The following is a 12980-nucleotide window of genomic DNA, read 5'->3' as shown; positions in this document are numbered from 1 at the left end:
GGTGAGGTCTCCTTATGCGTCGATGGTGACGTCGCCGGCGGCCACGCCGACGCAGGTACGGATGCGGGAGCCGGGCTCCTTGGTGTCGCCGGTGCGCAGGTCGTGGACGTGGCCGTCGACAAGCTCACGGACGCAGGTCTGGCAGATGCCCATGCGGCAGCCGAAGGGCATCTGGACGCCGGCGGCCTCGCCGGCCTCCAGGATGGTGGTGGCACCGTCGACGGTGGTCTGCACACCCTGGCGGGCGAAGGTGATCGTGCCGCCCTTCGCGTCGGAGGCGCGGTCGAGGGTGAAACGCTCGACGCGGATCTCGATGTCGTTGTCGGAGGCCCAGGACTCCAGCTCGTCGAGCATGGTGGCCGGTCCGCAGGCGTAGACGACGCGCTCCCGGAAGTCGGGGACCAGCTTCTCCAGGACCTGCGGCGACACGCGGCCCTCCTCGGAGGTGACCTGGATGTGGGCGTCGTAGTCCGCGAGGACGTCCTCGAAGATGAGGTCGGAGCGGTTGCGCACCGAGTGGACGACCTTGATGTCGGTGCTGTCGCGGCGGCCCTCCATGCTGCGGAGCATGGCGATCACCGGGGTGACGCCGGAACCGGCGGTGACGAACAGCAGCTTCTCCGGCAGCGGGTCGGTGAGGTGGAAGTCACCGGCCGGGGCGGCCAGGCGCACGTTGATGCCCGGGCGGGCGGTGCCGACCAGGTGGGTGGAGAGCTTGCCCTTCTCCACGGCGCGGATGGTGATGGAGAACAGTCCGTCGCGGGTGTCCGGGACGTTCGTCAGGGAGTAGGAGCGCCAGGTGTAGCGTCCGTCGACGCGGAGACCGATGCCGATGTACTGGCCTGCCTCGAAGGTGACGGGCACGCCCCAGCCGGGGCGGATGACCAGGTGGATGGTGTCGTCCGGGCAGCGTTCGACACTCTCGATCTTGCCGCGCAGTTCGCGCCTCGACCACAGCGGGTTGGCCAGGACGGTGTAGTCGTCCGGCAGCAACGGGGTGGTGAATCGGCGCAGAATGCCGCGGAAGCGTGCGAGTCCATCGGGCGATTCGGTCATCGGCCCCTCCTTCAGTCAGTTGGTTACGTCAGCGTAGCCTACGCCAACGTAACCCCCTTGTCCATCACCGGACGAAACCAATTAGAGGAGCTCTATGAGAAACGGCAGCTCAGTCGGGTCGTAGAAGGCCATGAAGTTGTCCTGGGCGTCCCCCACGGTCAGCTCCGCGTCCTCGTCGCCGAGATCCGCCGCGTCGACCGCCGCGATGGCCGCCTTCGTCGCCTCCTCGGACTCCTCGGTGTCGATGTGGATCGCGGCGATGTCCTCCACGCGGATCTGCGCGGGGTTCAGCGACACCACCGACTCGCCGTTCTCCGGCGTCAGGGTGACCACCTCGTCGGCCACGTCGACGGACACGACCACGCGGCGGTACGGGAAGGTCTCCTCGTCGCCGATGGCCAGCAGCCGCAGCGAGGCCTCCGCCGCGTCGAGGAAGGCGGCGTAGCCGATCTCGTCCTCGTCGCCGGAGGTGTAGAACTCCAGCAGCGCGGGAGTGGCCGCGAAGCCCCAGCCGGAGCGTGCCGACATCACGCCGGTCTCGTGCAGCCCGGTGAGCATGGCGAAGGTCGCCGGCAGGTAGACGCGCACCTAGAACTCGCCCTCGATGTCGAAGATGGAGCAGATCTCGATGACCGCGCGGTCGAAGACCTGGTACAGCACGCCGACCAGGCCCGCCTCGACGGCGCCACGCACGTTGAGGATCGAGTCGTCGACGTGAACGCAGTCGTTCATCGGCAGGTCGAGGGCGGCGGCCGCGGCGGCGAACGCCTCCGGCTCCGGCTTCTCGGCGCCGACCTCCCCGGAGAGCACGACGGCGTCGACGATGCCCTTGAACTCCCACTCACGGATGTGCTCGGCCCCCGGGCCGCCCGGGTCATTCGAGAGGATCGCGGTGGAGACACCGTTCGCCTTCGCCGCCGCGAAAAGCTCACGCCAGCGGCGCTGATCCTCCTCAGGTCCGTCCAGTACCCCGACAAAGTCGACGATCAGTCCACGCACTCGCTGCTCCCTCATGTCAATTCGCTTACTACGTGCCACAATGATACCCAGCCCACCCCGCGTCCGTGCCCGGTGACCCACTGGAGCAGCCATGTTGTCCCCCGTCCCCGGCCTCACGCACCTCAAGGTGCTCACTCCCGCCCCACCACCCGCAGACGCCACTCCTCCCCCGCCCCCGCCCCGCGGAACCGGCGTGCAGCGCCGCGCGGAGGCCCTCGTGCGGATCGCCCTGGAGACCGCCTTCGGCATGCGCCCGCTGCCGCACCTGCGCCCCACCGAGTTCGACGGGCCCGTGCGCGTGCACGTCGCCGCGCGGCAACGGCAGGGGATGCGGGGGCAGGTGCGCCTCGACACCCTCCACCTGCGTGCCGACGGCGAGGTCTTCGGCACCGCCGTCTCCGGCGGCCGCGCCCACGCATTCACCGGTCGCGTCGCGGAACGGCGGCTGGTCAGCTTCCGGGTGCTGTGAGGGCCTGCCCGGCGCGGTAGACCGTCTCCTCGTCGTGGTGGCGTCCGATGACCTGCACCCCGACGGGCTGGCCGTCGATCTCTCCGACCGGCACCGTCAGGGCCGGATGGCCGGTGAGGTTCGCGGGGACGAGCAGCGCGGTGAGGTCCCCGCGCAGGGAGAGACCCGGGGAGGGCAGGGTCGGCGCGAGGATGACGTCGACCTCGGCGAGCGCACGGTCGAGGTCCGCGCGGACTGCCTCCCGCACCCGGAGCGCCTCGAGGTAGTCCACCGCGGAGACGACCTCCCCGAGCTGGAGGTTGAGACGCACCGGCAGGGAGATGTCCTGCGGGCGTTCCTGCAGCGTGCGGTGGTGGATCGCCGCGGCCTCCGCCAGGGCGATGGTGGACGTCGCCCAGGAGGCGTCGCGCAGGGCGGGCACGGACACGGGACGCACCTCCCACCCCGGCTTCCCGACGCTCGCGTGGAACAGCTCCGCCACCCGCTTCCCGACGCCCGCCAGGAGGTGCTCCTCCTCCACGCCGATGACCAGCGGCGGCCCGCCGGAGGACCGGTAGGTGCGGCCGGTGAGAGCGCCGAGCACCGCGGCGTTGTCCGCGACGGAACGGGTCAGCGGGCCGAGGCACCCGAGGGTCGGGGCCAGCGGCACGTCCCCGTGGGTGGGTACCAGCCCGTGCGTCGGCTTGAGTCCCACCACCCCGCACACCGCGGCGGGCAGGCGGATGGAACCGGCGGCGTCCGCCCCGAGGGCCGCGAAGGCCAGGTGCCCGGCCACGGCCGCCGCGCTGCCGCCGCTGGAGCCGCCGGCCAGCGTGCCGAGGACCCGCGGATTGCGGGCCGGACCGTACCAGGGGTTGTCGCCGGTGACGCCCCAGGCGTACTCGTTCATCTGCAGCTTGCCCAGGATGACGCAGCCCGCCGCCCGCAGCCGCGCCACCACCGTCGCGTCATGGGGCGCCACGAAGTCGCGGTGGGTCCGCGAACCGAGCGTGGTCACCTCGCCGCCGACGTGGATGCTGTCCTTGAGTGCCACCGGCACGCCGTGCAGTGGCCCCCGGGAGTGCCCCGCCGCCAGCTCTGCGGTGAGGGCGCGGGCCTCGGCGCGGGCGGCGTCGTGACGCACCGATATATAGGCCCCGATGCCCGGGTCCTGGGCGTCGATGCGGGCGAGCTGGGCGTCGACAAGCTCGACCGGCGTGATCTCGCCGGCGGCGAGGGCGCGGCCGGCGGTGAGGGCGTCGTCGAGAAGCAGCTCAGTCACCGGCCCACTCCTCCGGCCCCGGGCTCGGCGGGCGCAGCTCGCGGAGCGCGCGGTGCCGCTCGGCGAGCACCTCGGCCTCCCCCTCGGTGACGGGGATGCCGCGGCTGAGCAGCAGCTCCCGGACCAGATCGTCCACGGGAGGCTAGACCTGGGTGGTCTCCGGCTCCGGCTGCGGCTCGAACTGCTTACGCAGCATGAAGAGGTTACGCACCGTGTCCTCCTTGATGCCGTCCTTCATGCCGTTGAACATGTCGCCGCCCTCCTTCTGGTACTCGACCAGCGGGTCGCGCTGCGCCATGGCACGCAGGCCGATGCCCTCCTTGAGGTAGTCCATCTCGTAGAGGTGCTCGCGCCACTTCGTGTCGATGACCGGCAGGATGACCATGCGCTCGATGTTGCGCATCTGGGCCTCGCCGCCGAGGCGGGAGACGTTGGCCTCCAGCTCGTCGTACTGGGCGTTCGCGTCGGCGAGGAGGGCCTCCCGCAGCTGGTCGGCGGTGAGCTCGCCGTTGTTCTGCTCCAGCAGGGACTGCCAGGTGAACGTCGGGCCGTAGAGGGACTCGAGGGCGTTCCACAGCTGGTCCAGGTCCCAGTCCTCGACGTAGCCGACGGCGGTGGCGCCGTCGACGTAGGCGGAGACGGTCTCGTCGATCATGTGGCGGATGTACTCGCGGATGTCCTTGGACTCGAGGATCTCGCGGCGCTCGGCGTAGATGACCTTGCGCTGCTCGTTGAGCACCTCGTCGTACTTCAGGACGTTCTTGCGCATCTCGAAGTTCTGGTTCTCCACCTGCGCCTGCGCACCCTTGATGGAGTTGGTGACCATCTTCGCCTCAATCGGGACGTCGTCCGGGACGTTGAGGCGGTTCATCATGTTCTCCATGGTCTGGCCCACGAAACGGACCATGAGCTCATCGCGCATGGAGAGGTAGAAGCGCGTCTCACCCGGGTCGCCCTGACGGCCGGAACGACCACGCAGCTGGTTGTCGATGCGGCGGGACTCGTGGCGCTCGGTGCCCAGGACGTAGAGGCCGCCGGCCTCCCGGACCTTGTCGCCGAGCTCGTTGGCGCGCTGGCGGGCCTTCGGCAGCTCCTCGTCCCACGCGGCCTGGTAGGCCTCCTCGTCCTCGAAGGGGTCGAGGCCACGCTCACGCAGCTTGATGTCGAGGATGACCTCGGGGTTGCCACCGAGGACGATGTCGGTACCACGGCCGGCCATGTTGGTGGACACGGTGACGGCACCGGGCAGGCCGGCCTGCGCGATGATCTGGCCCTCCTGCTCGTGGTGCTTCGCGTTGAGCACCTTGTGCGCGATGCCGCGGCGCTGCAGCAGCTCGGACAGGTACTCGGAACGCTCGACGGAGGTGGTGCCGACCAGCACCGGCTGGCCCTTCTCCACACGCTCCGCGATGTCGTCGGCGACGGCCGCGAACTTCGCCTCCTGCGTCTTGTAGACGCGGTCGGTGAGGTCCTGGCGCTGGTTCGGGCGGTTCGTCGGGATCGGGACGACGTCGAGCTTGTAGATCTGGTGCAGCTCGGCGGCCTCGGTCTCGGCGGTACCGGTCATGCCGGCCAGCTTGTCGTAGAGGCGGAAGAAGTTCTGCAGCGTGATCGTCGCGAGGGTCTGGTTCTCGCTCTTGATCTCCACATTCTCCTTGGCCTCGATGGCCTGGTGCATGCCCTCGTTGTAGCGGCGGCCGGCGAGGACACGGCCGGTGAAGGAGTCGACGATGAGGACCTCGCCGTTACGGACGATGTAGTCCTTGTCGCGGACGAACAGCTCCTTCGCCTTCAGCGCGTTGTTCAGGTAGCTGACCAGGGTGGAGTGCTCCGGGGCGTAGAGGTTGTCGATGCCCAGCTGGTCCTCGACGTACTCGACGCCCTCCTCGAGCACACCGACGGTGCGCTTGCGGTGGTCCACCTCGTAGTGGATGCCGTCCTTCATGCGCGGCGCCAGGGTGGCGAACACGTGGTAGAACTGCGAGGATCCGTCCACGGGACCGGAGATGATGAGCGGGGTACGGGCCTCGTCGATGAGGATCGAGTCGACCTCATCCACGATGGCGAAGTTGTGGCCGCGCTGGACCAGCTCGCTGAGGCTGCGGGCCATGTTGTCACGCAGGTAGTCGAAGCCGAGCTCGTTGTTCGTGCCGTAGGTGATGTCCGCCTCGTAGGCGGCACGACGCTGGTCCGGCTGGAGCTCGGAGAGGATGACGCCGACCTCAAGGCCGAGGTAGCGGTGGACACGGCCCATCATCTCGGCGTCACGCTTGGCCAGGTAGTCATTCACCGTGACGATGTGGACGCCCTTGCCCTCGAGGGCGTTGAGGTAGGCGGGGAGCACCGCGGTCAGGGTCTTGCCCTCACCGGTCTTCATCTCGGCGACGTTGCCGAAGTGCAGGGCCGCGCCACCCATGATCTGCACGTGGTAGGGCTTCTGGCCGAGGACACGCCACGCCGCCTCACGGGCGGTGGCGAAGGCCTCGAGGAAGATGTCGTCGAGCGTGGCACCGTCTGCCAGGCGGGCCCGGAACTCGTCGGTCTTGGCCTTGAGCTCGGCGTCGCTCAGTGCGGAGAACTCGTCGTCGAGCGCGATCACCTGCTCCGCCATCTTGTGGAGACGCTTAACGGTGCGCCCTTCACCGGCGCGAAGCAGCCTGGACAGTCCAAACACGTGCAGTCGTCCTTAGGATCAGATGGGAACTAGTTTCTTCCGCGTCATTGTACGCAACAAGCGCGAGGCCGCCGCCCCCGGGATGGGGACGACGGCCTCGCGTGGTACTGATGCAGTTCCTACTGGGACTCTTCCGCCAGGGAGATCAGACCGTAGTCGAATGCGTGACGACGGTAGACCACGGACGGACGGTTGTTCTCCTCGTTGATGAAGAGGTAGAAGTCGTGCCCGACGAGCTCCATCTCCGACAGGGCGTCATCGACGCTCATCGGGGTGGCGGTGTGCTCCTTGGTGCGGACGACCTGGCCCGGGACGACGTCCTTGACGGTGTCGGCGTACGGGTCGACGGAGTACTGGTCCTGCTCCTCGCGGGCCTTCTGGGCCTCGGCGACCATCTCCGCGGCGGCGACGCCGGTCGAGGTCGGGGCACGGTGGCCCGAGCGGGAGATGGAACGACGTGCCTTCACCTTGCGCAGGGAACGCTCCATCTTGGCCAGAGCGGTCTCCAGGGCTGCGTAGAAGCTGTCCTCCTTGGCCTCGGCGCGAGCCAGGTGGCCCTTACCGGTGGCGGTGATCTGGATACGGTCGGACTCCGACTCACGGCGCGGGTTCGGCTCGTGCTGGAGTTCCACGTGGAAGAAGGTCAGGGTCGGGTCCAGGCGCTCGATCTTCGCGAGCTTGGAGTTGACGCGCTCGGCAAAGTGCTCCGGCACCTCAACGTTACGGCCCGTGATGGTGACCTGTGCCTCGGGGCTCAGGACATCGGTGTTCTCAGCAGGTGATGTCATCTGCTTCCTCCCTACTATTGGTGGGACAACTTCAAGTCAACCCCCATCGTACATCTGGTCATAACCGGGCGGCCATCACCCCCCCGCCTTTCAAGCGTGGCAGATCACAATGGCGCCGACCACCCGGCACCCCGCCGCCAAAAGGGCCTCTGAGCTGGCCGCGAGCGTCGATCCGGTGGTCGCGACATCATCCACGAGCAGCACCCGACCAGGCGGGATCCGCCGCAGCTCCAGCGCCCCGGCGAGGTTGCTCCTCCGCTTCGCGACGCCCAGTCCCACCTGGTCCGCCACCCCGGGGCGGTGCCGCAGTGCCTCGCTCACCGCGAGGCCGGAGGCCCGGCAGACGTCGGCCACCGGGTCCCCGCCCCGCAGCCGCGCCGCCCGGGCACGGGTGGGCGCGGGGACGAGCACGGGGGCGGGCGCCGCGTCGATCTCCCCGCGCACCTGCAGGAACTCCACCGCTGCGGCGAGCACCGGGCCGAGCATCCCCCGGACCGCGAGGTGCCGGTGTTCCTTCATCGCGAGGACCACCCGGCGGTGGGTGCCGTCGTAGGGCCCGAGCGACCACACGGGCACGTGCGGGTCGACGCGGGTGTGGATGCGCCGGGGCGGGGTGCGCAGCGCCTGCCGGCATCGCGGGCACAGGTGCTCCCCCGGGGCGGCGCAGCCGGCGCACCGCCGCGGGAGGAGCAGATCCATCTAGATGTCCATCTAGTTGGCCGCCACCGGGGCCGAGCGGACGCCCTGGAGGCCGTAGACCTCACGCCAGAAGACGTTGTCGCCCCCGCTGGTCGGCAGCTGCAGGGTCGCGTGGGAGTCGGTGAGGTAGAGCATCGACGGCGTGGCGGCGACGGCCACCACCGGAGCGGTGATGTTGCCGGAGGGCAGGGAGGTCGCAGCGGAACCGTCCTGCTCGACGCGCCACACCGGGGTCTCCGGGGTGGAGGTGCCCACCAGGAGCGAGCCGTCCGGCTGCCAGTCCAGCGACAGTGCCGTACCGCCCAGCTGCGGGGCGAGTTCCCGCAGGTTGACGATGCGCCGCTCCGCCGGCCCCGGACGCTCGACGACGCCGACGTGGAGCCGGCCCTCGATGATCATGGCGATCCGGGCCCCCGAGTCCGACAGACGGATGACGGAGATCTCCCCCGGCACGTCGTCCAGCGCCGAGGTGTCGACGTCGGTGGGGCTGAACTCCCCGGTCGGCCCGGACCGGACGACCCGGACGATCTTGTCCCCGTCGACGACCACCCACTGGATGGCCGGGTCGAACTCGAAGGTCGGCCGCGAGATCGTCTGGGCCCGCAGCGCCTCCCCCAGGTCCCCGCCGAGGTCGCCGACCAGCAGCACAGACTCCTCCCCCCGGCGACGGACGGCCGCCACGGTGCCCTCCCCGGTGATGTCCACGGACTCGATGTCCCCGAGGCTGCCCAGGTCCCCCTCGACCGGCATGACCTGGTTCGAGGAGACACGGCTGACCACGCCGTCGGTGAGCGAGTACAGCGGCACCGGGGCCGCCGCGTTGATCCGCGGATTGAACTCGGCGAAGTCGTCGGTCTTGAGCTGCTCGTAGCCCGGCGCGAGGGGCGCCCCGTCGACGACCACGGAATAGGGCTCGGGGATGTTCGCCACGGCGAGGGTCCACACGAGCTGCGCGGCGAAGAGCAGCCGGTCGTCGGAGTCGACGTCCGCGAAACCGGTGAAGTGGTACACCCCGTCGACGACGCCCGCGAAGGTCGCGTCGGTGGGCAGCACGCGACGCACGCCGGGCGACAGCGTCGGCGAGGGCCCCTCCATCATGAGGGTGATGAGCGCGGAGTCGAGCGCCTGGTGGCCGGAGTAGATCCAGCGGCGGTCCGAGACGAGCACCTGTCCGCCCGGCTCGAAGAAGAACACCCGCTGCGGCTGGAACTGGTTGCGCAGCTCGGTGCGTTCGAGCACCACGCCAGCGGGTAGGGACTCGATGCGCCACTCGCCGCCGGTGCGGATCATCTCGATCGTGGCCTCGTAGACGCCGTTCTCCGGCTCGTAGGCGCCGCCGGTGGTGATCCGGCCGACGACGGCACCACGCACGTTGAAGGAGCGCCGCTCCGGGGTGGCGCCCGCGGCCGTCACCAGGTCGATGCGATTGACCACCAGGATCGACTCGTTCGCGTCCCACTGCTGCGCGGTGTCGGAGGTGAGGTACGCGCGGGCGGTCTGGAAGTTCTGCGTGGGGTGTGCGCTGGCGGTGTAGAAGTCACGCAGCAGCAGGTCGGGTTCCCGGCCCGGGCGGGGGCCCAGGTTGGACTCCTCCTCCACCTGCGGCTCGAAGGAGCGCAGGGCCTGCGGCTCGGTGTTGGTGGGCAGGGTGGTGCAGGCGGTGAGCAGACCGGTCGTGGCGGCCAGCGCCACCAGCTTCCTCAGACGGTTCATGATGTCGGCGCCTCCAGTTCCAGGGGGCTCTCGGTGATCGGCTTGCGCGGTTCACGCGGCAGGACCACGCGGAACTGGGAGCCCACGCCGTGGTTGCCCGCCGCGTCGAGCTGCCCGCCGTGGAGGACGACGTCCTCACGGGCGATCGCCAGGCCGAGGCCGGTGCCGCCGGAGTGGCGGCGGCGGGAGGCGTCGGCACGCCAGAAGCGGTTGAACACCAGCTCCTCCTGGCCGGGCTTGAGGCCCACGCCGTGGTCTGTGACCGTGATGGCCACGGCGTCGTCGTTCTCCGCGAGGGTGACGTCGACGGGGTTGCCCTCGGAGTGGTCGATGGCGTTGGCGATGAGGTTGCGCAGGACACGCTCGATGCGACGCGAGTCGCCGGTCATCAGCACCGGCTCCTCCGGGGTGTGGAAGCGCACGTCGACGTTGAGCTTCTCGGCGATGTGGCAGGTCTGCTCCCACGCGGAGGTGATGCACGAGCGGACGTCGATACGCGCCTCGGAGAGGTCGGCGACGCCGGCGTCGTGACGCGAGATCTCCAGCAGATCCGCGAGCAGCTCCTCGAAGCGGTCGAGCTCGCGGATCATGAGCTCCGAGGCGCGCCGCGTGTGCGGCTCGAGGCTGTCCGGGTCGGAGGCGATCATGTCCGCGGCCATGCGCACCGTGGTCAGGGGGGTACGCAGTTCATGGGAGACGTCCGAGGTGAACTGGCGCTGCAGGTTGCCGTACTCCTCGAGCTGGTGGATCTGCTTCGAGAGCTTCTCCGCCATGTCGTTGAAGGACAGCGCCAGACGCGCCATCTCGTCCTCGCCGTCGACGATCATGCGCTCACGCAGGTGACCGGCGGCGAGCCGCTGGGCGATGCGGGAGGCGGAACGGACGGGTGCGGTGACCTGCTGCGTCGCCAGCCAGGCGATTCCCACGAGGAGGACGACCACCACCACGCCCGCCGCACTGAGCAGACCGCGCAGCAGGGCCAGGGTGGAGGCGTCGGACTCCATCGACATGACCAGGTAGACCTGCAGGTCGGGGATGTCCGTCTCCGTCGGCGTGCCGATGACCAGCGCGTTGTACGTCGAACCGTCATCCCGGTCGATCGTGGCGAACTGGTAGGAGATCTGGTCCTCGCTGACGAAGCGGCGGAGCTTCTCCGGGATGCGGTAGCCCTCCGGGGAGGTCGTCGTCGTGCCGTCCTGGTTGGCCACCACGAGCACCGGCTCGTAGACCGTCGCGGTGGCGGTCTGCGAGGTGCGCTGCGTGAGGGAGGCGCGGGCGGAGTTGAGGCGCACCTGCATCGTCGACGTCGCCGACGTGGCGTCGATCTGTCTCTCGACGGAGACGCGCGCGCGGTCGATCTCCGAGTTCGCGATGTCCAGCTTCGCGTCCACCAGACGCGACGTCACGACGGAGATCAGTGCCATCCCGAGGATGAGCATGACCACCGCGGACGCGACGAAGATCGAGCCGATGACGCGTACCTGCAGCGAGGTCCGCCATGTCTCACTGACGCGCTCATAGGCCCGGTTGAGCTGGGTGGGAAGCTGCGGGGATATGGGCTACTCCCCCATGCCCGTCTTGTAGCCGACGCCACGCACGGTGAGCACGATCTGCGGGTTCTCCGGGTCCTTCTCGATCTTCGCGCGCAGACGCTGCACGTGCACGTTGACCAGACGGGTGTCGGAGGCGTGGCGGTAACCCCACACGTTCTCGAGCAGTTCCTCACGGGTGTGGACCTGACGCGGCTTACGCGCCATCTCCAGGAGCAGGTCGAACTCGAGCGGCGTGAGGGCGATCTCCTCGGTGCCGCGCTTGACGGTGTGCTCCGGGACGTCGATGGTCAGGTCGCCGACCTCGAGGATCTCGGTCGGCTCGGACTCGGTGCGGCGCAGACGCGCCCGGATGCGGGCGATCAGCTCCTTCGGTTTGAAGGGCTTGGTGATGTAGTCGTCGGCGCCGGACTCGAGGCCGAGGACCACGTCGACGGTGTCGGTCTTGGCGGTGAGCATGACGATCGGCACGCTCGACTCCTGGCGGATGGCACGGCAGATGTCGACGCCGTTCATGCCGGGCAGCATGAGGTCGAGCAGGATCAGGTCCGGCTGGTGCTCACGGAACGCGGGCACCGCCTCATTGCCGTCCATGACCGGAACCGGGTCGAACCCCTCCGTCTCCAGGACGAGAGTGAGCATGTCGGAGATCGACGCATCATCGTCGACGACGAGAATCTTGGGTGCCATGGAAAGTCACAGTCCTTGTGTTATGTGTGCAATCTCTTGCAATACTACGTCCGCGCTCGTGGTCACTAGCCAGCGACCCGCCCAGCTCCGCTCGGCGAGCCCCAGATATGCATCATAGGTGCGCTGCTGCAGGTCCGCGTCACGTTCGTAACGGTCCCTCTCCCGGCTCGCGTCCTGCGCCTCCCGCTGCGCGGCGCGTTGCGACGCCGTCTCCGGCTCCGTCGCCAGCAGCACCTGCAGGTCCGGCTGCGGCAGGCCGAGCCGCCCGAACTCGAGGTCGTGGACCCAGTCGGCCACCGTCGCGTCGCGCAGCCGCGCCACCGAGTAGGCGGCGTTCGAGGCGACGTAGCGGTCGAGCAGGATGATCCGGTCACTGTCGACGTAGGGCGCGAGCTGCTCCCGCGCCCCGTGCCGGTCCAGCGCGAACAGCGTCGCCATGGCGTAGGCGGAGTCCGTGAGGTCCCCCATGCGCCCATGCAGGGCCTCCTGCACCAGCTGGGCGGGCACGGAGGTCTCGTAGCGGGGGAACGCCAGCATGTCGGCGTCGACACGCTCGCGGATGGCACGCGTCAGCGTGTTCTTGCCCGCGCCGTCGATCCCCTCGATCGCGATGATCATCTAGGACAGGGCCTCGGTGAAGACCTCGACGTCCTCGTCGTCCTCCACCGACTCGAGCAGCTCGGCGGCCGCCTCGTTGAGTGCCTCGTCGCCGGCGCCGATGAGCTCCCGGATGAACGGGTAGGTGTCGGCCACGTCACCGGCGGAGAACGGCGCGCCGGCCCAGATGGCGGCGATCGTCGCGGCGGCGAGGCCGTTGAGCTTCTCCACCTCGTCCACGTTGGGCTGCCTGAGCACGAGCAGGCAGGCATCGCGGACGGCCTCCACGATGTCGTCGTTGTCGAGGTCACTGAGCTCCTCCAGGAAATCGATGTTGTCGTCCTCGTTGAAGATGGCGACGTCCCAAGCGCTCATTACTGTCTCCCTTTTCCTCTCTGATGCTCTGCGGGGCCCACACAATGATGAGATGAGATCCGCAAAACTAGTCGTGTCGAACTTATTCGTCTGATATGTTGTTACCGAG

General features: G+C 69.0%; 14 protein-coding genes. 1 reads left to right on the top strand and 13 read right to left on the bottom strand.

Annotated features, from left to right (window positions below):
* Positions 1 to 12: 12 nt before the first annotated feature.
* The 3 genes from B842_RS02880 to B842_RS02870 all read right to left on the bottom strand — a co-directional run bounded on the left by B842_RS02880 (position 13) and on the right by B842_RS02870 (position 2055).
* On the bottom strand, positions 13 to 1056 hold the full coding sequence (locus tag B842_RS02880) for a ferredoxin reductase (RefSeq protein WP_040085093.1): 1044 nt from the start codon (positions 1054 to 1056) through the stop codon (positions 13 to 15).
* Between the two features lie 81 nt (positions 1057 to 1137).
* Entirely contained in the window at positions 1138 to 1644 is a 507-nt protein-coding gene (locus B842_RS02875) for a DUF6912 family protein (protein WP_040085092.1), read from the bottom strand.
* Entirely contained in the window at positions 1645 to 2055 is a 411-nt protein-coding gene (locus B842_RS02870) for an HAD family hydrolase (RefSeq protein ID WP_040085090.1), read from the bottom strand.
* 91 nt (positions 2056 to 2146) lie between these two features.
* Between B842_RS02870 and B842_RS02865 the strand changes: the two genes are divergently transcribed.
* Positions 2147 to 2524, top strand: coding sequence for a hypothetical protein (locus tag B842_RS02865; protein ID WP_040085089.1), 378 nt, complete (start codon positions 2147 to 2149; stop codon positions 2522 to 2524).
* Here the strand turns inward: B842_RS02865 and B842_RS02860 are convergent.
* The 10 genes from B842_RS02860 to B842_RS02820 form a co-directional block, all read right to left on the bottom strand.
* On the bottom strand, positions 2505 to 3785 hold the full coding sequence (locus B842_RS02860) for an amidase (RefSeq protein ID WP_040085088.1): 1281 nt from the start codon (positions 3783 to 3785) through the stop codon (positions 2505 to 2507). The genes B842_RS02865 and B842_RS02860 overlap by 20 nt on opposite strands.
* Positions 3778 to 3921 (bottom strand): hypothetical protein, encoded by a 144-nt coding sequence (locus tag B842_RS13590; protein WP_156119408.1) that lies wholly within the window; start codon positions 3919 to 3921, stop codon positions 3778 to 3780. Before B842_RS13590 ends, B842_RS02860 begins: the two co-directional genes overlap by 8 nt.
* Positions 3922 to 3927: 6 nt before the next feature.
* Positions 3928 to 6459, bottom strand: a complete 2532-nt coding sequence (secA, locus tag B842_RS02855) for a preprotein translocase subunit SecA (RefSeq protein ID WP_040085087.1) — start codon at positions 6457 to 6459, stop codon at positions 3928 to 3930.
* 119 nt (positions 6460 to 6578) lie between these two features.
* Positions 6579 to 7247: a ribosome hibernation-promoting factor, HPF/YfiA family gene (hpf, locus tag B842_RS02850; RefSeq protein ID WP_040085086.1), complete on the bottom strand. Its 669-nt coding sequence runs from the start codon at positions 7245 to 7247 to the stop codon at positions 6579 to 6581.
* A 90-nt stretch (positions 7248 to 7337) separates the two neighbouring features.
* On the bottom strand, positions 7338 to 7946 hold the full coding sequence (locus B842_RS02845; protein ID WP_040085085.1) for a ComF family protein: 609 nt from the start codon (positions 7944 to 7946) through the stop codon (positions 7338 to 7340).
* A gap of 12 nt (positions 7947 to 7958) precedes the next feature.
* On the bottom strand, positions 7959 to 9659 hold the full coding sequence (lpqB, locus tag B842_RS02840; protein WP_040085084.1) for an MtrAB system accessory lipoprotein LpqB: 1701 nt from the start codon (positions 9657 to 9659) through the stop codon (positions 7959 to 7961).
* A complete protein-coding gene (gene mtrB / locus B842_RS02835) occupies positions 9656 to 11098 on the bottom strand; it encodes an MtrAB system histidine kinase MtrB (protein WP_211257058.1) in 1443 nt (480 codons plus the stop codon). The genes lpqB and mtrB overlap by 4 nt, the downstream gene beginning before the upstream one ends.
* 120 nt (positions 11099 to 11218) lie before the next feature.
* Positions 11219 to 11899, bottom strand: coding sequence for an MtrAB system response regulator MtrA (gene mtrA / locus B842_RS02830; RefSeq protein WP_040085080.1), 681 nt, complete (start codon positions 11897 to 11899; stop codon positions 11219 to 11221).
* A 6-nt stretch (positions 11900 to 11905) separates the two neighbouring features.
* A complete protein-coding gene (locus tag B842_RS02825) occupies positions 11906 to 12517 on the bottom strand; it encodes a dTMP kinase (RefSeq protein ID WP_040085079.1) in 612 nt (203 codons plus the stop codon).
* Positions 12518 to 12871 (bottom strand): DUF4259 domain-containing protein, encoded by a 354-nt coding sequence (locus B842_RS02820; protein ID WP_040085078.1) that lies wholly within the window; start codon positions 12869 to 12871, stop codon positions 12518 to 12520.
* Positions 12872 to 12980: the final 109 nt, after the last annotated feature.

Origin of the sequence: Corynebacterium humireducens NBRC 106098 = DSM 45392, assembly GCF_000819445.1 — a bacterium.
Lineage (GTDB): Bacteria > Actinomycetota > Actinomycetes > Mycobacteriales > Mycobacteriaceae > Corynebacterium > Corynebacterium humireducens.
Note: the sequence above shows the minus strand (reverse complement) of the source record. Positions and strands in the feature narration are given on the sequence as shown.

Bases quoted from the DNA above. Each gene is read 5' to 3' on its own strand.
- B842_RS02825 (WP_040085079.1), bottom strand. From the start codon at position 12,517: ATGATCATCGCGATCGAGGGGATCGACGGCGCGGGCAAGAACACGCTG.
- B842_RS02880 (WP_040085093.1), bottom strand. From the start codon at position 1,056: ATGACCGAATCGCCCGATGGACTCGCACGCTTCCGCGGCATTCTGCGC.
- B842_RS02845 (WP_040085085.1), bottom strand. From the start codon at position 7,946: ATGGATCTGCTCCTCCCGCGGCGGTGCGCCGGCTGCGCCGCCCCGGGG.
- B842_RS02865 (WP_040085089.1), top strand. From the start codon at position 2,147: ATGTTGTCCCCCGTCCCCGGCCTCACGCACCTCAAGGTGCTCACTCCC.
- lpqB (WP_040085084.1), bottom strand. From the start codon at position 9,659: ATGAACCGTCTGAGGAAGCTGGTGGCGCTGGCCGCCACGACCGGTCTG.
- B842_RS02820 (WP_040085078.1), bottom strand. From the start codon at position 12,871: ATGAGCGCTTGGGACGTCGCCATCTTCAACGAGGACGACAACATCGAT.
- mtrA (WP_040085080.1), bottom strand. From the start codon at position 11,899: ATGGCACCCAAGATTCTCGTCGTCGACGATGATGCGTCGATCTCCGAC.
- mtrB (WP_211257058.1), bottom strand. From the start codon at position 11,098: ATGCTCATCCTCGGGATGGCACTGATCTCCGTCGTGACGTCGCGTCTG.
- hpf (WP_040085086.1), bottom strand. From the start codon at position 7,247: ATGACATCACCTGCTGAGAACACCGATGTCCTGAGCCCCGAGGCACAG.